General features: G+C 43.2%; 15 protein-coding genes. 5 read left to right on the top strand and 10 right to left on the bottom strand.

Features of this window, described 5'->3' with window-relative positions:
- A complete protein-coding gene (locus AAAH86_RS05460; RefSeq protein ID WP_343486504.1) occupies window positions 1-1,629 on the bottom strand; it encodes a carboxyl transferase domain-containing protein in 1,629 nt (542 codons plus the stop codon).
- Between the two features lie 109 nt (window positions 1,630-1,738).
- On the opposite strand from AAAH86_RS05460, the gene AAAH86_RS05455 reads away from it, so the two are divergent.
- Both AAAH86_RS05455 and ettA read left to right on the top strand, forming a co-directional pair.
- Window positions 1,739-1,915 carry a CAL67264 family membrane protein gene (locus tag AAAH86_RS05455; RefSeq protein ID WP_343486839.1) on the top strand — a complete coding sequence of 59 codons (177 nt, stop codon included), beginning with the start codon at window positions 1,739-1,741 and terminating at the stop codon, window positions 1,913-1,915.
- Window positions 1,916-2,035: 120 nt separating this feature from the next.
- Window positions 2,036-3,727: an energy-dependent translational throttle protein EttA gene (ettA, locus tag AAAH86_RS05450; RefSeq protein WP_343486503.1), complete on the top strand. Its 1,692-nt coding sequence runs from the start codon at window positions 2,036-2,038 to the stop codon at window positions 3,725-3,727.
- 131 nt (window positions 3,728-3,858) lie between these two features.
- On the opposite strand, the gene AAAH86_RS05445 is transcribed toward ettA, so the two are convergent.
- From AAAH86_RS05445 to AAAH86_RS05435, 3 genes are all read right to left on the bottom strand, one after another.
- Window positions 3,859-5,247 (bottom strand): pitrilysin family protein, encoded by a 1,389-nt coding sequence (locus tag AAAH86_RS05445; protein ID WP_343486502.1) that lies wholly within the window; start codon window positions 5,245-5,247, stop codon window positions 3,859-3,861.
- A 10-nt stretch (window positions 5,248-5,257) separates the two neighbouring features.
- On the bottom strand, window positions 5,258-6,652 hold the full coding sequence (locus AAAH86_RS05440; protein WP_343486501.1) for a pitrilysin family protein: 1,395 nt from the start codon (window positions 6,650-6,652) through the stop codon (window positions 5,258-5,260).
- 72 nt (window positions 6,653-6,724) lie between these two features.
- A complete protein-coding gene (locus tag AAAH86_RS05435) occupies window positions 6,725-7,435 on the bottom strand; it encodes an MBL fold metallo-hydrolase (RefSeq protein ID WP_343486838.1) in 711 nt (236 codons plus the stop codon).
- A gap of 197 nt (window positions 7,436-7,632) precedes the next feature.
- Between AAAH86_RS05435 and AAAH86_RS05430 the strand changes: the two genes are divergently transcribed.
- On the top strand, window positions 7,633-8,520 hold the full coding sequence (locus AAAH86_RS05430; RefSeq protein WP_343486500.1) for a hypothetical protein: 888 nt from the start codon (window positions 7,633-7,635) through the stop codon (window positions 8,518-8,520).
- Between the two features lie 53 nt (window positions 8,521-8,573).
- On the opposite strand, the gene fumC is transcribed toward AAAH86_RS05430, so the two are convergent.
- The gene (gene fumC, locus AAAH86_RS05425) at window positions 8,574-9,980 is read right to left on the bottom strand and encodes a class II fumarate hydratase (RefSeq protein ID WP_343486499.1); all 1,407 of its coding nucleotides are present in this window, start codon (window positions 9,978-9,980) and stop codon (window positions 8,574-8,576) included.
- Window positions 9,981-10,097: 117 nt separating this feature from the next.
- Here fumC and AAAH86_RS05420 point away from each other — a divergent pair, with 117 nt between their 5' ends.
- Window positions 10,098-10,277, top strand: a complete 180-nt coding sequence (locus AAAH86_RS05420) for a hypothetical protein (RefSeq protein WP_343486837.1) — start codon at window positions 10,098-10,100, stop codon at window positions 10,275-10,277.
- Window positions 10,278-10,307: 30 nt separating this feature from the next.
- Here the strand turns inward: AAAH86_RS05420 and AAAH86_RS05415 are convergent, their stop codons facing one another.
- The 5 genes from AAAH86_RS05415 to AAAH86_RS05395 all read right to left on the bottom strand — a co-directional run bounded on the left by AAAH86_RS05415 (window position 10,308) and on the right by AAAH86_RS05395 (window position 15,280).
- Window positions 10,308-10,718, bottom strand: coding sequence for a hypothetical protein (locus AAAH86_RS05415; protein ID WP_343486498.1), 411 nt, complete (start codon window positions 10,716-10,718; stop codon window positions 10,308-10,310).
- A 104-nt stretch (window positions 10,719-10,822) separates the two neighbouring features.
- Window positions 10,823-11,918 (bottom strand): peptide chain release factor 2 gene (prfB, locus tag AAAH86_RS05410; RefSeq protein ID WP_343486496.1). Its coding sequence is split into 2 segments (ribosomal slippage): window positions 10,823-11,854 and window positions 11,856-11,918, totalling 1,095 coding nucleotides; the frame shifts between segments, so codons are not numbered across the junction.
- 41 nt (window positions 11,919-11,959) lie between these two features.
- Window positions 11,960-12,817, bottom strand: a complete 858-nt coding sequence (locus AAAH86_RS05405; RefSeq protein ID WP_343486495.1) for a transglutaminase family protein — start codon at window positions 12,815-12,817, stop codon at window positions 11,960-11,962.
- Window positions 12,818-12,856: 39 nt separating this feature from the next.
- Complete coding sequence (locus AAAH86_RS05400) at window positions 12,857-13,804, bottom strand: alpha-E domain-containing protein (RefSeq protein ID WP_343486494.1); 948 nt, start codon at window positions 13,802-13,804, stop codon at window positions 12,857-12,859.
- 3 nt (window positions 13,805-13,807) lie between these two features.
- Window positions 13,808-15,280 carry a circularly permuted type 2 ATP-grasp protein gene (locus tag AAAH86_RS05395; protein WP_343486493.1) on the bottom strand — a complete coding sequence of 491 codons (1,473 nt, stop codon included), beginning with the start codon at window positions 15,278-15,280 and terminating at the stop codon, window positions 13,808-13,810.
- 181 nt (window positions 15,281-15,461) lie between these two features.
- On the opposite strand from AAAH86_RS05395, the gene AAAH86_RS05390 reads away from it, so the two are divergent.
- Window positions 15,462-17,864, top strand: a complete 2,403-nt coding sequence (locus AAAH86_RS05390; RefSeq protein ID WP_343486492.1) for a zinc-dependent metalloprotease — start codon at window positions 15,462-15,464, stop codon at window positions 17,862-17,864.
- Window positions 17,865-17,871 lie beyond the last annotated feature (7 nt).

Below are 17,871 nucleotides of genomic sequence, written 5' to 3'. Positions count from 1 at the left end.
CTAAACCTGCAAAACCCCTAAATTAAACTTCTTCTCTATCGGCGCATGATTGGCCGCTTCGATACCCATTGAAATCCATTTTCGAGTGTCCAAGGGATTGATAATCGCATCCGTCCAAAGCCGTGCTGCAGCGTAATACGGAGAAATTTGATTGTCGTAACGGGACTTAATTTTGTCAAAAAGCTCTTTTTCCTTCTCTGGAGAAATCTTTTCTCCGTTCTTTTCCATAGAAGCTTTTTCAATCTGCAACAATACTTTAGCTGCAGAGTTGCCACTCATCACGGCGAGTTCGGCACTGGGCCAGGCAACAATCAATCTTGGATCGTATGCCTTGCCACACATGGCGTAATTTCCAGCACCGTAGCTATTGCCGATAACGATGGTAAACTTGGGCACAACAGAATTGCTGACTGCATTGACCATTTTTGCACCATCTTTGATGATACCGCCATGTTCGCTCTTGCTGCCCACCATAAATCCGGTGACATCCTGAAGAAAAACAAGTGGAATCCTTTTTTGGTTGCAATTGGCAATAAAACGGGTGGCCTTATCGGCAGAGTCGGAGTAGATGACCCCCCCAAATTGCATTTCTCCTTTTTTGGTCTTGACCACTTTTCGCTGATTGGCAACAATGCCCACTGCCCAACCATCGATACGGGCATAACCCGTCAACAAGGTTTGCCCATAACCTTCTTTGTATTGTTCAAACTCAGAACCATCGACCAATCGCTTGATGATTTCAAGCATATCATACTGGTCTGATCGCGATCTGGGCAGAATGCCAAAAATATCATCTTCCTTTTCTGAAGGAGGAGCAGGTTTTTCGCGATTGAATCCCGCTTTTTCAAAATCCCCGATTTTGCCCACAATGTTTTTGACGGTATCGAGGGCATCCTTGTCATCTTTGGCTTTATAATCAGTGACACCACTGATTTCGCAATGGGTGGTCGCACCGCCCAATGTTTCGTTGTCGATACTTTCGCCGATGGCAGCCTTGACCAAATAGCTTCCGGCCAAGAAAATGCTTCCCGTTTTGTCAACAATCAGGGCTTCATCACTCATAATGGGCAGATAGGCACCGCCGGCCACACAACTTCCCATAACGGCCGAGATTTGCGTGATACCCATACTGCTCATCACCGCATTGTTCCTGAAAATCCTACCAAAATGTTCTTTATCAGGAAAAATTTCATCCTGCATAGGCAGATACACTCCAGCACTATCCACCAAATAAATGATGGGCAATCGATTTTCAATGGCGATTTCTTGGGCCCTGAGATTTTTCTTTCCGGTTATGGGAAACCAAGCCCCTGCCTTTACAGTAGCATCATTCGCTACAACAATACACTGCTTGCCCTGAACATATCCAATCTTTACCACGGCACCGCCTGATGGGCAGCCACCATGTTCTTCATACATTCCATCCCCAGCAAAGGCACCTACCTCAATGTGTTCACTATCTGCGTCAAATAGATACTCGATACGTTCTCTGGCAGTCATCTTCCTTTTAGCATGGTGCTTTTCAATCCGCTTTTTGCCGCCACCCAGTTTTACCTCGGCCAGCCTTTTTTTTAGCTCCGAAAGTTTAAGTTTGTTATGGTCTTCGTTTTTGTTGAAGGTAATATCCATAGGTAAATGTTCTTCGATTGCTAAAGATAGCACTACAATATGTAAAGCGACAAAGTACTTTTTGCAAATTTTACGATATTTGGAGCACTACAAAACCGAAAGTATGGCGATGAACAAGAATACGGTGTTGGCATGGGCAACATTCATTATGATATTTGTTGGTGTGGGAATGATTGCGCTCGGCGCATTTAAATACGATGAGGTTGCGGGCTATGGTTTCGCTGCCGTGGGAATAGGCTTTTTCGCCGTGGCCTGGGTTTTCAATGCGCTTAAGGGCAGGGTATAGGAAAGTTCAAGAGCAAGACCAAGTTTCAAATACAAATTCAATTTGTACAGTTCGTGTCCTTTGAAAGCCCCAAAATCCAAATACCAAATTGTAAAAATTATTTAACCATTAACCAAAAATATGTCTGACGATAAAAAGGTCATCTTTTCAATGGCAGGGGTCACAAAGACCTACAAAAATGCCAATACCCCAGTACTAAAGAACATTTACCTCAGTTTTTTCTACGGGGCCAAAATCGGCATACTTGGGTTGAACGGTTCGGGTAAGTCCACTTTGCTGAAGATTATCGCAGGAATCGATAAAAATTATCAGGGTGATGTAGTCTTTTCTCCAGGATATTCTGTGGGATATTTGGAGCAAGAACCCGAATTGGATGAGAACAAAACCGTATTGGATGTCGTCAAGGAAGGTGTTGGTGAAACAGTGGCAGTTTTGGATGAATACAATAAAATAAATGACATGTTTGCCTTGCCTGAGGTCTATGAGGACGCCGATAAAATGCAAAAGCTCATGGACAAGCAAGCGGAACTGCAGGACAAAATAGACGCTTCAAACGCATGGGAACTCGATACCAAGCTCGAAATTGCCATGGATGCCTTGCGCACCCCTGAAGGGGATAAAAAAATAAGTGTGCTTTCAGGGGGTGAGCGCCGCAGGGTGGCCCTGTGCCGACTTTTGCTACAAGAACCTGATGTGTTGCTTCTCGACGAGCCTACCAACCATTTGGATGCCGAATCTGTGCATTGGTTAGAGCATCATTTGGCACAATACAAGGGCACCGTGATTGCAGTGACCCACGACCGCTATTTCTTGGACAATGTCGCGGGATGGATTTTGGAATTGGATAGGGGTGAAGGCATCCCCTGGAAAGGAAACTATTCCAGTTGGTTGGACCAAAAGGCCAAGCGATTGGCCCAAGAGAGCAAACAGGCTTCCAAACGGCAGAAGACTTTAGAACGTGAGCTGGAGTGGGTACGTCAAGGGGCCAAAGGCCGCCAGGCCAAACAAAAGGCCCGTCTGAAAAATTATGACAAACTGTTGAGCCAAGACCAGAAACAGTTGGAAGAAAAATTGGAAATCTATATTCCGAATGGCCCCAGACTGGGTACCAATGTCATTGAAGCGAAGGGGGTCAGCAAGGCTTACGGAGATAAGCTGCTTTACGAAGACTTGAACTTCAATCTGCCACAGGCAGGTATTGTAGGCATCATCGGGCCGAACGGTGCAGGTAAGACCACCATTTTTCGAATGATCATGGGCGAAGAGACTCCTGATAAAGGGGAATTTGTGGTAGGCGACACGGCAAAACTGGCCTATGTAGATCAAAGCCACAGCAACATTGACCCAAACAAAACGATATGGGAAAATTTCAGTGATGGACAAGAATTGGTGATGATGGGCGGCAAGCAGGTCAATTCACGAGCTTACCTGAGCCGGTTTAATTTTTCAGGGAGTGAGCAGAACAAAAAGGTGAACATGCTTTCGGGAGGGGAACGAAACCGCCTTCATTTGGCCATGACCCTAAAGGAAGAAGGCAATGTGCTCTTGCTTGATGAACCCACCAACGATTTAGACGTGAATACCCTGCGTGCCCTAGAAGAGGGATTGGAGAATTTTGCAGGCTGTGCAGTGATTATCTCACACGACCGTTGGTTTTTGGATCGTATCTGTACCCATATTTTGGCTTTTGAGGGCAACTCACAGGTTTATTTCTTTGAAGGGTCTTTTTCTGACTACGAAGAAAACCGCAAAAAACGCTTAGGCGAAGACATTATGCCAAAACGAATCAAATACAAGAAACTGGTTCGGTGATATCATAAAAGGCCCTCAACCTCACCAAAAGAAAGCATAAAACCCTTTGCCGCCTGTATACACGGGCGTCACCCCCGTTCATCCCGATAGCTATCGGGATGAACGGAGGAGCCACTAAAATTTAACTTGTCTTACTGTTTTAAAGGTTTCTGAATCGTTTCCTGAATCTGGTTTTCAATTTTTTGTTTGTCACCCACCACAATCAAGGTCATGTTTTCAGGGCGAATGTATTTTTTGGTCATTTCACTAACCTTTTCAGGCGTTACTTCAAACATGTTCTGTACCTTGTTTTTCAGGAAAGACTCATCCAAATCATGGACATCTAAAAAGACCAACTGCCCGATGATTCCGTTCGGGGTTGAATTCTGAAGCACGTAAATCCCCGATTCATAATTCAGAATACCATCCAATTCTTCTTTGGAAGGCGGTTCATTCTGCAGTTTTTCAATTTCGTTCTTTATCTCTTGTAATGATGCGCCTGTATGTTCGGTGGTCACATCGGCAGCCTCGTACCAAACCCCTGTTTTGTATTTGGTATCCAAGCTGCTGAAAGGAGAGTAGGTATAACCCTTGTCTTCACGAATGTTGCTGGTAATGCGTGAAGCAAAAGAACCCCCTAAAATGGAATTGGTCACATCCAGAGCAATGTAATCATCATCAGATGGACTAGGAGCTGGAATACCGTAATAGATGGTGGATTGGGGTGCACCGGGGCGGTCAATGATTTTTACTGTGTTGGAGGTCACTGCGGTGGCTACGGGATAGCTTGCGTCCTTGCCTTCCCTCCAGTCTGCTAAGTTTGTTTCCACTGCTTCCTTAACGGCATCTTTGTCAAAGTTTCCAGCGATATATACCGTCATGCGCTTGGCACCAAAATTTTCATCATAAAAGCGTTTGATATCTTCGACCGTATACGAATCTACCTGATCATCGGTCGGATATACTCTTCCATAGGGATGGTCAGGATAAATCTCTGCATAAAAATCGCGATAGGCCTGATTTTGTGGGGTTGATAAATCCACAGAAAGCCTTCTCTTGATATCATTTTTCAGACGCTCCAACTCTGATTCCGGCCATTTCGGATTTTTGAGTACATCGGCCATGACTGCAATTGCATCGGGGGCAAATTCATAAAGTACCGAACTGCTGATTGATGTGGTGTGCAAGCCGACACCGATATTCAGGTTACCACCCATACCGGCCATTTCATCAGCAATTTGTTTTGCGGTTCGTACTGTGCTGCCTTCCTCCAACAAATCGACCATCAGATCAGCAAGCCAGACTTGATTCTCGGCCTCATTGATATTGCCTGTCTTGAAATTGAACCGAATATTTGCCTTTGGTATAGAGCCGTAGGGAACCATCACCAGGGTCATGCCATTGTCAAATTCAACGACTTCTTTTTCAGGCAACGTGAAATTTTTGGGTTCACCGCCTTTTGGGGGTGTTTCTTTTTCTTGGCCCAGCACCAAGGTCAGTGAAAATAGGGCAATTGTTAAATATGAAATATATGTTTTCATCAGGATATTTTTAGGATTGGGATTTTTCATTTTCTGCCAACAGAGGGTTCACCGTGAGGATGCTTCTATTCGTCTTTCTCAAGTATTCGTCGATTGTCCTCGACAAGACTTCGGGAGTCACTTTTTTGAACTCTTCCTCTATGGAATTGATCCGCTCTGGATTGTCGTCAAAAAGTGCGAAGCTGCATAACAGGTCAGCACGGCCAAGACCAAAGAACCCCCCAATATCATCATAAAGCTCAGAACGTATTTTCACTAGTGCCTTATCTATCATTTCTTGGTTGACATTTTGTTTTAAATCGGTCATTACCTCATCCACAGAAGTCAGGATATCTTCTTTTGAGGTCTCTTTGTCATAGGTAAAATCATACATCCAGAGCATGGGGCCCTTGTAGTTGAACATGTTGCCCAAATAGTTGATACCCCCGTTCACGTCGGAAGAAAAGCCTTTTTCTTTTTCCAATTTTTGGACCAACATTCCGTTGTCGCCTTGCACCAAGATTTGATCTAACAACCCCATGGCATAGTATTCGGGCGTGTTTCTTTCTGGCATTTGATAGGCAATGGCAATGGCTGGCTTATTGGCCAATGGGTCATCTTTGACCGAATCTTTTTGCTGCTCTTGTCTGGGTTCTGAAATATCGGGTTGTGGTGGCAGTTCAGCAGAGGGAATGTTGCCAAAGTATTTCTCAATCCAAGCTTTGGTCTCTTCGATCTCAAAATCGCCCACTACCGATAGTGCGGCATTGTTGGGGGCGTAATAAGTTTTGAAAAAACTCGCTACGTCTTCGAGGTTGGCCGCATCCAAATCCTCCAAATCTCCATAAAAGTTGTGGGCATTGTACCAGTTGGTGTTGGCGAACTGGGGCATATCCAACCATGGGAACCCTCCGTAGGGCTGGTTCAACACATTTACCTTGACCTCATTTTTCACCACACCCTGTTGATTGGTGAGATTGTCTTGTGTGATATCAAGGCCCCGCATACGGTCTGCCTCTGCCCAAAGCATGGTTTCTAACTTGTGGGAAGGAACGATTTCAAAATAGTTGGTAAAATCAAATCGTGTGGAACCGTTCAGTACACCACCATTTTGCTGTACCAATTTGATGAATTCCATCTTTCCCAAATTGTTGGAGCCTTGAAACATCATGTGCTCAAAAAGGTGGGCAAACCCGGTTCGATCACGTGGCTCAATACGAAAACCAATGTTGTAGTACACTGCAACGATGGCGGTGGGCGAGGTTTTGTCTTGTGACAGGATTACTTTCAGGCCATTGTCAAGTTTGTAGTACTCAACAGGCACTTTGAATTCAGAGGCAACTGCGGCCACCTCCTCTTTTTTCTCTTTGCAACTTACAGCGAAAACCATGGCTACGAGCAGCAAAAGCTTAAAGGAATGTTTCATTCTCTGGTTTTAGATTACTAATTGAGTTGTTTGTATGTGTATAAGACTCGATTTTTAGGCAAATGTTACGGATTAGTAGGGTTGATTTGGGTACCAATCCAATTGTACGACTTCAATATCAGGATTTCCGTTTTTGACCAATGTCTTGAATTTACCAACATCACCTACATCGGGTTTGCCACGATAGTGATAGGGATATACTTGCTTGGGTTTGAATTCTAGCACGGCATCGGCAGCACTCGCAACGGTCATGGTATAGGGTAGGTTCATACAGACAAAAGCCTTGTCAATATTTTCAAGTGCCCTCATTTCAGGAATGTCTTCAGTATCTCCTGAAAAATAAATTCGATACCCGTCTTTTTCAAGCACGTAACCATTGCCACGGCCTTTCTCATGAAACTTCACGGCTTCCTTTCTCAAATTGTACATGGGGATGGCCTCCACAGTGATGCCATATCGTTCTTTGAAATCGCCATTATTGAGAACATCGATTTGTGGTGTGAATTCCTTTGGCATTTTGTCTGCGACCGCTTGGGGCATCATTAGCTTGGCCTTTGATGTGTTGAGTGCTTGAAGGGTCTTAAGGCTAAAGTGGTCGCCATGTATATCGGTAATCAAAATCAAATCAGGTGCATGATGGCCTACAAAGGCTTCCTTACCGCCTACGGGGTCTATATAAATGATGGTATCATCCCATTTCAAGACAGCAGTGGCATGTTGTATCGGAGTAATCGCCACATCGTGCTGGTTCGGGTTTGGCGTTTCCAAATGCACCCAATCCATAACGAAGAATACAATGAACAGGATACTGATTTTAGGGAGCGTGTACATTTATTATAAAAACTTTACCATACGTTAAAGATACCGTATATGGGGCTTGGCCAAGCTTTTTTAACAATTTTTCCCGAGTAAAAAATCCAAATAGAATCCCTGCACGTAGATAGTGTAATTAACAATTAAAAGAATCTAATCTTTTTATTATGACAGAGACAAAGAATAACAACGGATTGAAAGTTATCGCTGGTCTACTTGGTGTCGTTCTTTTAGGAACCATCATTTACACAGTTAGTCTTTACCAAGACAAGCAAAAGACCACCAAACAACTTCAAGGTGAAAAGGAAGTGGTCATCAACGATTTGAACAGCTTGAAGTCTGAGTATGATAAAGCTATCTTAGAGAGCAATGCCACTAACGAAGAATTGGTAGCGGCTCGTGATAACATTGCAAAGTATATCGATTCTGTACAAAACATGAAAGCTGATATTGCATCGTTATCTCGATACAGAAGACAAGTAAGCCAATTAAAAGCTGAAAGAGAAGAATTGCTGAAGCAAGTAGACTCTTTGACCAATTCCAATACATTGTTGGCCATGGAGCGTGACAGCACTTATGTGGAGCTTGAAAAACAAACCATGTTCAATGACTCATTGGTCGTTCAAAACACACAGCTAGCTGATGTTGTTGAAAAAGGTTCAGCTCTTAACCTCTCTAAATTCAGCGTTGATGCTGTAAAAGAGCGCAACAGCGGTAGATTGGTTTCTACTTCAAGGGCAAAAGCCACTGACAAATTCAAGGTTTGCTTTACTGTGGCTGATAACGTGATCGCTGAAGCGGGTGACAGGGAGTTCTTTATTGAAGTTCTTGACCCTCAAGGCAATGTATTGGGCGAAAGCATGACAAAGTCTAGTGAAGACGGTGCTTCGATCACCTACACAAAAGGAACCAGTTTTTATTATGACAATAGCTCTTTGGATGTCTGTGATTATATCAACAAGCCTTCAGGCGACTTCAAAGATGGTAACTACATGGTGAACGTATACGACGACAAATTGAAGTTGTTGGGTACTTCTAAGTTCACTTTGAAATAATAAGCACTATCCACTATAATATGGGGCGGCTCTTTCGGGCCGCCCTTATTTTTTTATTCATTTTGTTTAAAAGACCCCACCATGTCTTCTGGCTTCACCCATTTATCGTATTCCTCGGCGGTAACATAACCTAAATTAATTGCCTCTTCACGGAGTGTGGTGCCATTTTTATGGGCCGTATTGGCAATTTCGGCAGCCTTATAGTAACCAATCTTTGTGTTTAGGGCTGTCACCAACATCAACGAATTGTTCAAGAGTTTTTTGATGGTCTCATGGTTGGGTTCAATACCAACGGCACAATGTTCGTCAAAACTCACACACGCATCCCCAAGCAATTGGGCCGATTGTAGAATGTTTGCTGCCATGACGGGTTTGAAAACATTTAGTTCATAGTGACCTTGGCTGCCACCAACGGTCACGGCCATATCATTGCCCATGACTTGGGCACAGACCATCGTCAAGGCCTCACACTGGGTCGGATTCACTTTACCAGGCATAATGGAACTGCCCGGTTCATTGGCGGGAATGATGATTTCACCGATACCTGAACGTGGCCCCGAAGCCATCATTCGAATATCATTGGCGATTTTGTTCAATGAAACTGCCAATTGTTTCAGTGCACCATGGCTTTCAACAATGGCATCATGGGCGGCAAGTGCCTCAAACTTATTTTTTGCTGTGACAAAGGGCAGACCTGTGAATTTGGCGATGTATTTGGCCACCAAAACATCATAGCCTTCAGGAGTGTTCAACCCCGTACCCACGGCTGTGCCGCCAAGCGCCAGTTCACTAAGATGGTCAAGCGTATTTTTTAGCGCCTTCAGGCCATGGTCCAATTGCGAGACATAGCCTGAAAACTCTTGGCCCAGGGTCAAAGGGGTGGCATCCATTAAATGGGTGCGCCCAATTTTGACCACTTCGTTGAATTCCTTTGATTTTTTATCCAATGTATCGCGGAGTTGCTGTACACCTGGCAGGGTCACTTCAGCAATCTTTTTGTAAGCCGCAATGTGCATCCCCGTAGGAAAGGTATCGTTCGATGATTGCGATTTATTGACATCATCGTTGGGCTGTATGGTTTTTTCGCCCTCACCAATTATCTTCCCGGCCAATTCATGGGCCCTGTTGGCAATGACTTCATTGACGTTCATGTTGCTTTGGGTGCCCGAACCTGTTTGCCATATCACCAACGGAAACTGATCATCATGCTTTCCTTCCAAAATCTCATCGCAGACTTGCGCAATCAAATCCCTTTTGTCTTTTGTCAGCACGCCCAGTTCATGGTTGGCATGCGCCGCTGCTTTTTTGAGGTAGGCAAACCCATAAACGATTTCTATGGGCATTGAAGCGGCTGGGCCTATCTTAAAATTATTGCGTGAGCGTTCGGTCTGTGCGCCCCAATACTTTTCGGCGGGCACTTTGACCTCGCCCATGGTATCTTTTTCTATTCTGTATTTCATGGTGATTTTTTTGTCATTACAAAGTTAATCTTCTGTTCGGGATTTTCTTTTCGTTTCATTTGTTTGGATGGACATTTTAGATATATCTTTGTAATACAATTCAGGAAAATGGAGAATCTGGTAGAATTTGACCAATATTTAGGATTTTTAGCTTTTTTGACTATATTGACCATTGGCTTTTGGTTGATGATTTTCTTGATCACCTTCGTTGTGCCCTACTGGCTCACCGGAAACCTTATTGAAATGTGGAAAGAACGACGTGAGGCCAAACGTGCCGAGCGACTCGAAGAATCATAAAAAAAGAGGCTTTTGAGCCTCTTTTCTTTTTTATCCTTCTGATTTTTTATTTTTCTTCTTCTTTTTTCGCTTCGCTTTTTTCGCTTTCGATGGATTCTTCATCAAATCCAGATAAGTCTGGTATTTTTCTTCAGGAAGCCCGGCTTTCATTTCTTCATCTTGCTGTTGCTGCAGTTTTTGAAATTCTTCCTTCATCTTTTGGGGCTCCAATTGAAGAATCTGCAACTCCATCCTTTTCTGAACATATTTTGTGAAGGTTGATCTGACCACGGCTTGTTCAAAAGCATCCAGCTCTAGCGTCTCGGTGATTTGGGGCATCTGTTCCTCTACAAGCTCTTCAGCCGTTTTTGGCTCTGGTTCCTTTTGTGGAGTCTGGGCTTGGGGTATTGCGGTTCGTTGCCTTCCAAAAGGGTTGCCGTTCCTACCAATTTGGGCACTCACCGTTTCGGCTAGTAAAAAAATTAAAACAAAAAAGATAGTTCGTAAAAGCATCTTCATAATGTGCTGATTATAAAATTACTGGTTTATGGGCAAAATTCATACCATTAATCCTCTTTTTGGCCCATCATCATAAGATAGGCTTTCAGAAATTGGTCGATTTCCCCATCCATAACAGCATCAACATTGCCTGTTTCTTCAGCGGTTCGCACATCTTTAACCAATTTGTAGGGATGCATAACGTAGTTGCGAATTTGGGAACCCCATTCGATTTTCATTTTTCCAGCCTCGATTTCTTCACGGGCTTCTTGCCTTTTTCTCAGTTCGATCTCATATAGCTGTGATTTAAGCATACGCATGGCCGTGGCACGGTTGTCGTGCTGTGACCGTGAATCGGAACATGAAATCTGAATTCCAGTGGGTTTGTGCACCAATTGAACCTTGGTTTCTACCTTGTTTACATTCTGTCCGCCAGCCCCACTAGATCGTGCTGTTGTGATTTCTACATCAGCAGGGTTGATGTCAATTTCTATGGAATCATCTGCCAAGGGATATACATAAACGGAAGCAAAAGAGGTATGCCGTTTGGCATTGCTGTCAAAAGGTGAGATACGAACCAAACGGTGCACCCCGTTCTCACCTTTCAGCCACCCAAAAGCGTAGTCGCCCTCTATCTCAAGGGTGACCGTTTTGATACCGGCCACGTCACCGTCTTGGTAATTCAGTTCTTTGATCTTGAAGCCATTTTTCTCGGCCCACATCATGTACATGCGCATGAGCATGGCGGCCCAGTCACAGCTTTCGGTACCACCTGCACCCGCAGTAATCTGAAGAACAGCCGTGAGCTCATCACCTTCTTCGGAAAGCATGTTCCGGAACTCCAGATTTTCAATGGCTTCCTTTGCAGTGTCGTATTTTTTTTGGACTTCTGCCTCTGACACCTCACTTTCTTGAAGAAATTCGAGCAGTACTTCCAAATCGTTGATATGGGTCTTTGCATTGTTGAAGTCTTCGACCCACTTCTTTTTTGATTTGATGGATTTCATTTGGGCCTGTGCTGCCACAGGGTCGTCCCAGAAGCCTGGAACAAGGGTTTTCTCTTCCTCGTTCTCTATTTCGATAAGCTTGCCATCAATGTCAAAGATACCGCCTTAAAGAGCCCAAGCGCTCTAAAAGGTCTTTGTGTTGATCGGTGTTCACCATTTGTAAAAATTTGCGCAAAAATACACTTCTTTTGACATTATTCACTGTTGTTGCGAAGCTTGCACCTGTACAGTATGAGTGGTCTCGTTTTTTCCAGTGGTGTGAACCACACCTTTAAGCGGTGCACAATCTTTGTAATCTTTTCCGTGGGCGACTTTGATATGGTTTTGCGCCACCAAGATGTCGTTTGTAGGGTCAAATCCAATCCACTCACCCTGCGGCACATAGGCTTCAGCCCAAGCATGCATCTGCGAATCACCAAAATATCCGTTGCCTTGGTGCAAATACCCTGAAATGTATCGTGTAGGAACACCATTGGCTCTTGCAATGGCACAAAACAAATGTGTAAAATCTTGGCATACCCCATGTCGATTTTCAATGATGTGTTCCAATTGTGTGTCTACACCTGTGACCCCGGTCTTAAAATGCAGATGCATATAAACCCAATGGTTCAATCCCTGTAGATTATCAAAGATTGATTTGGTTTGGTCGAATACATACAGTTGCAAATGTGCAGTTGGAAGCCGGGTCAAGGTTGTCTTGCGTAGATAGGGTTCATGTACAACCTTAAAATGAAGCTGGTCGAGCACTTTATAATCATCTGCCACATCATGATTGGGAATGAATCCGTATGGGTTGACTTCCTCTTTCAAGACAGTACATCGAAAATCAAATTGGGCATCTTTAAGCGGCTTTTGCGCATGAACCCGAAGTGTTTGAAAACCAAAACCATTAATGGAAAGGTAACTTTTTGCATTTACAGTATTGGTGAAATCATAAACATGCAACTGCTGTGATGAATTTTCTTCCGGCAATATTAAAAATTGCCAGTGCGCTTGATTTACGTTATCCTCATAATGATTTTCAGCCTGATAATTTATGGTGTACTCAAGAGGCATTTTGTACTGGTTCAGTAAGCTAAATTACAGGAAAGAAAATCAATAATTGAAAAACTCTTTTTCCATTTTTTTTCCAATTTGCGAAAGATCCTCCAAGATGTACCCTATAAAACCTTTGATGTCGCCTTCAATGTCCTCGACCGACATAAAACGAATTTTGGATTGTAACTTTCCGACAAGAAATGCCGTGGAATCTTTATGAGGATGTTTTGCTTTGTCCAATACATTGATATGTGTGCAGATTTGATTTAAGCTGTTCATCACTGATCGTGGGCAATCACCATTCAATACCAAAAACTCTAATGTGGTGATGCTCGTTGGTGCTTTGCGGTAAAATCGCCGCATCATATCATAAGACTCCACACACTTGAGTAAGGTTGTCCATTCAAAACTATTTGCAAACACATTTCCGTAACTGCCCTTGGCCTTTTTGGCATCTTGATATTTTGCATTGATAATACGAATGACCTGGGTTGCACGCTCAATGTTGATGCCCGACATGATAATGGCGTAGACTTCATCATGTAGCAGAGTGCCCCGTATCTTGCCTCGAAGCACAGAAGTACGTTCTGCAATGTTGGTGGTATAATCATAAAGTCCTTTTTTGACAAAAAAATCCACATCGTAGTTGAGCACAAAATGGTAAAACCTATTGATAGCCTCGTATAGTTCGGTTGAAATGAGATCTCGCGCACTGTTGGCATTCTCTCTTGTGGCCTTTATATTATTGATAATTGCATATCCTTTATCAGGATTCAGGCCTATGTTATACAAAACCTTTTCTTCGTCCAAAATTTTTTCCTGGTCGTTTTCGGGTTCACCAACCATAAACAGCATCGAACGAAGCATGAACTGCCGTGATTGGGACAATTCATTGGGGGCATCTAAGGAAGAGAAGTAATTGACGCTCAAATACCGTGCTATATGCTCTGAGCGTTCAATATAACGCCCCATCCAAAAAAGGTTGTTTGCAACTCTGGCCAGCATAGGTTATGATCCATTTTTTAAGACCCAAGTATCTTTAGAACCGCCTCCCTGTGAGGAGTTCACCACTAGGTTTCCCTCTTTAAGAGCGACCCTTGTGAGGCCACCTTTCAAAACGAAATCTTTGTCCTTGCCAAGTAAAGTAAATGTTCTTAGGTCGATATGGCGCTGTTCAAAAGATTCTTTTGTCTCAATATAGGTGGGATGGACGGATAAGGATAATATGGGCTGAGCGATATATTTTCTCGGGCTTGCCTTTATTTGTTCTTTTACTGCTGCAATTTCTTTTTTTGTCAAACGATTGCCAATTGAGATACCATAACCACCTGCTTCATCCACTGGCTTGACAACCAACTGGTGAATATTCTCCAATACATATTTCAGTTCGTCGGGTCGGCTGCAATGATAAGTGTGCACGTTGCTAAGAATGGGCTCCTCATTCAAATAATATTTGATGATATCGGGCATGTAGGTATATACAGCCTTATCGTCTGCGACACCCGTACCTGGGGCATTTGCCAAACATACGTTCCCTTTTCGATAGGCTGCAAAAAGTCCGGGAACACCAAGGGCTGAATCTGGGCGAAACTCGAGAGGGTCTATAAAAAGGTCATCAATTCTGCGATAGATGACATCCACTTTTTCTGGGCCATCGATGGTCTTCATGTACACAAAATCGTTATCGACAAAAAGATCTCGCCCTTCTACCAGCTCAACGCCCATAGCTTTGGCAAGGTACGAATGCTCATAGTAGGCAGAATTGTACATGCCTGGTGTGATGACAACGCAGTTCGGATTGTCAACCCCCCGTGGTTTTACACTTTCAAGAATCTCCAATAGGTTTTCTGCATAGTCTGTAACTGTGTAAGCCTGATAATGGTTGAAAACCCCGAAAAGTGCTCTCTTGAGCGCGGTTCGGTTGCATATTACATAACTGACACCAGAGGGGCATCGAATATTATCCTCAAGAACATAATATTTACCATCTGAATGCTTGATGATATCAGTACCTGAAATATGATTATAGATTCCGCTGGGCGGATTTACATCCATCATTTGATGCAGATAATTGACCGATGAACTCAATAAATCTAGGGGTACTACCTTGTCTTTGATAATTTTTTTTTCGTGATAGATATCCCATAAAAATAAATTAAGTGCCCTGCTCCGCTGTATGGCCCCTTTTTCAATGACCTCCCATTCTTTTGGATGGATGATACGAGGAAAAAGGTCAAATGGAAAGATTTTCTCTTGGGCCTCTTTCTCACTATATACCTGAAAAGTGATGCCTTGATTGAAAAAAGAAGCTTTCGCTTTATTGTTCAGATTTGTATAATCCTCAATGGTATGTTCACCGTACAATTCAAAGAGTTTTTGATATATGGGCTTGACTTCACCACTTGTATCAAAGACTTCGTCGAAAAGATTTTCTTTGCGTTGATATGAAGAGAAAATAGGATGCTTTAATTGGTCAATCATTCTTCTTAAAATATAATCATTTTTTGCGGTTTTTCGAAATGGAAAAATCCAAAAAAATCCACTGCAATAATCGTATTTTGATAAATAATCGAGAAAAGAATGGCGATATGATATTTTGGGCCAAATCAATGTGGTCAACTGTATTTAGATATTGTTATTTTTAGGCACTAATCGATGAATTATGGCAAGAAGCATACTGTTAACAATGATTACGCTCATAGTATTTTCAGCTACAGCACAGACGTTTGAGAAAGCAAAGGATTTTCAAAAATTCAATGGCTATTTTGATTTTTACTACGATGATTCAAAAGATAAGATGTATCTGCAGATTGATGATTTGGAAAAGGAATTTCTGTACGTATATTCTCTGAGCAGTGGTATCGGCAGTAACGATATCGGTCTTGACCGGGGCCAATTGGGCAACGAACAAGTGGTCTTTTTTAAAAAAGCGGGCAATAAAATCTTATTGATACAACCCAACTTAAAATATCGGGCGCTGACTGATAATTCGCTGGAAAAAAAATCGGTTGAACAGGCCTTTGCAAAATCGGTGCTGCACGGCTTTGAAATTTTTGACAGCGCCAAGAGCAGTTATCTGGTAGACATCACCGATTTTTTGATGCGTGATGCACACGGGGTTTCGAATCGGCTGAAACGTTCAAAACAGGGTTCTTATAGTTTGGACACATCAAAAAGTGCCTTTGCTTTTGAGCGTACCAAGGCATTCCCAAAAAATGTGGAGTTTGATGTTTTGCTGACTTTTAAGGGAAAACCGGAAGGAGATTGGATTCGCTCCGTGGCGCCTAATCCATCTTTGGTCACGGTGGCGCAACACCACTCCTTTATCGAACTGCCTGATGACAACTATGAAAAACGGGATTTTGACCCTCGTTGCGGTTCCTATCCTTTTAGCTATTACGACTATGCCACTCCTGTTCAAGAGCCAATCTTGAAACGTTTTGTCACTCGGCATCGACTTGAAAAGAAAAACCCCAAAGCCGGCGTCAGTGAAGCCGTAGAGCCGATTGTATATTATTTGGACAATGGTACCCCAGAACCCGTGCGTTCTGCATTGTTGGACGGTGGTCGTTGGTGGAACCAAGCTTTTCAGGCCATTGGCTATAAAGATGCTTTTCAGTTGAAGATATTGCCTGATGACGCTGACCCGTTGGATGTTCGCTACAATGTGATCCAGTGGGTGCACCGCTCTACACGTGGCTGGAGCTATGGTAGCAGCATCACAGACCCACGAACGGGCGAAATCATCAAAGGGCATGTGAGTTTGGGAAGTTTGCGCATTCGCCAAGATTTTATGATTGCCCAGGCACTGATGAACAAACCCTTTGCCGAGCGTGACGACAATGATCAACCCATGCTCGAATTGGCCTTGGCCCGTATTCGACAGCTCTCGGCCCATGAAATCGGACACACCTTGGGCTTTGCCCATAATTTTGCGGCCAGTACGAATGACAGGGCTTCAGTGATGGATTATCCCCATCCACAATTCTCACTTGAGAACGGTGAAATTGACTTTTCAAACGCCTATGATGTTGGAATAGGCGAGTGGGACAAGGTCACCGTGGCGTATTCGTATGCTGATTTTCCCGACGGTACTGATGAGAGAGAGGCTTTGGATGCTATTTTGGAGGAAGCCCAACGCGATGGCCTACGCTATATTTCAGATCAAGATGCACGCCCTACAGGAGGGGCACATGCCTACGGACATTTATGGGACAATGGAAAAAGTGCAGCTGAAGAACTTGAAGAGGTACTGGAAATCAGAAAAACGGCCATCGATAATTTTTCGGTTGATAATATTCGTTCTGGCGAGCCACTTTCAGTGCTTGAGGATGTTTTTGTACCGCTCTATTTCTTCCACCGCTACCAAACGGAAGCCGTGTCGAAGATAATAGGTGGTCTCGATTATAATTATGCGGTAAAGGGCGATGGTCAATTGACGGTCGCTACCATTGGTAAGTCAGTTCAGGAAGCCGCGTTAAAATCATTGTTAAAGACTTTGGATGCCTCGACATTGGCCATTCCAGAGAACAAATTGAAATTGTTTCCGCCGAGAAGTATAGGCTATTCAAGAACCCGTGAATCATTCAAGAGCAAAACAAGCGTTGCCTTTGACCCTTTTGGCGCTGCTGAAACCGCTAGTGATATGACCTTGGGATTACTACTGCATCCTGAAAGGGCCAACCGATTGGTGCAACAAAAAGCCATGGATGCGAATCAATTGGGGCTGGAAGATGTGCTTCGTAAATTGATTTTAAGTACTGTTCCAATAAAAAAAGATGGAAATTATGATTATGAATTACGGCAGGTTATCAGGCATTTGACCATTGACCATTTGATGAAATTGGGTAGCTCAGATGTGGTTTACCCCCAAGTTACGGATACTGTCTTGAGATTTTTGGAAGAGATAAAGAATTCTTTATCTGAAAAGGACATTTTGTTGAAATCGAAATTACAAGCTTATATAAAAAAGCCACAGTCCTTTGAATCAAAATTTGAGATTCCAAAGATTCCAGACGGTTCCCCAATAGGTATGGATTGTTTTGAATATTTCAGTAATCAGTAATCAGTAA

Origin of the sequence: Allomuricauda sp. d1 (assembly GCF_039592695.1) — a bacterium.
GTDB lineage: Bacteria > Bacteroidota > Bacteroidia > Flavobacteriales > Flavobacteriaceae > Flagellimonas_A.
This window is presented reverse-complemented; position numbering and strand designations above follow the sequence as displayed.

Coding starts and splice junctions, on each gene's coding strand:
- fumC (WP_343486499.1), bottom strand. CDS start 9,980: ATGAAATACAGAATAGAAAAAGATACCATGGGCGAGGTCAAAGTGCCC.
- AAAH86_RS05440 (WP_343486501.1), bottom strand. CDS start 6,652: ATGAAACATTCCTTTAAGCTTTTGCTGCTCGTAGCCATGGTTTTCGCT.
- AAAH86_RS05460 (WP_343486504.1), bottom strand. CDS start 1,629: ATGGATATTACCTTCAACAAAAACGAAGACCATAACAAACTTAAACTT.
- AAAH86_RS05455 (WP_343486839.1), top strand. CDS start 1,739: ATGAACAAGAATACGGTGTTGGCATGGGCAACATTCATTATGATATTT.
- AAAH86_RS05400 (WP_343486494.1), bottom strand. CDS start 13,804: ATGCTGGCCAGAGTTGCAAACAACCTTTTTTGGATGGGGCGTTATATT.
- AAAH86_RS05405 (WP_343486495.1), bottom strand. CDS start 12,817: ATGCCTCTTGAGTACACCATAAATTATCAGGCTGAAAATCATTATGAG.
- AAAH86_RS05430 (WP_343486500.1), top strand. CDS start 7,633: ATGACAGAGACAAAGAATAACAACGGATTGAAAGTTATCGCTGGTCTA.
- AAAH86_RS05395 (WP_343486493.1), bottom strand. CDS start 15,280: ATGATTGACCAATTAAAGCATCCTATTTTCTCTTCATATCAACGCAAA.
- ettA (WP_343486503.1), top strand. CDS start 2,036: ATGTCTGACGATAAAAAGGTCATCTTTTCAATGGCAGGGGTCACAAAG.
- AAAH86_RS05435 (WP_343486838.1), bottom strand. CDS start 7,435: ATGGATTGGGTGCATTTGGAAACGCCAAACCCGAACCAGCACGATGTG.
- AAAH86_RS05445 (WP_343486502.1), bottom strand. CDS start 5,247: ATGAAAACATATATTTCATATTTAACAATTGCCCTATTTTCACTGACC.
- AAAH86_RS05390 (WP_343486492.1), top strand. CDS start 15,462: ATGGCAAGAAGCATACTGTTAACAATGATTACGCTCATAGTATTTTCA.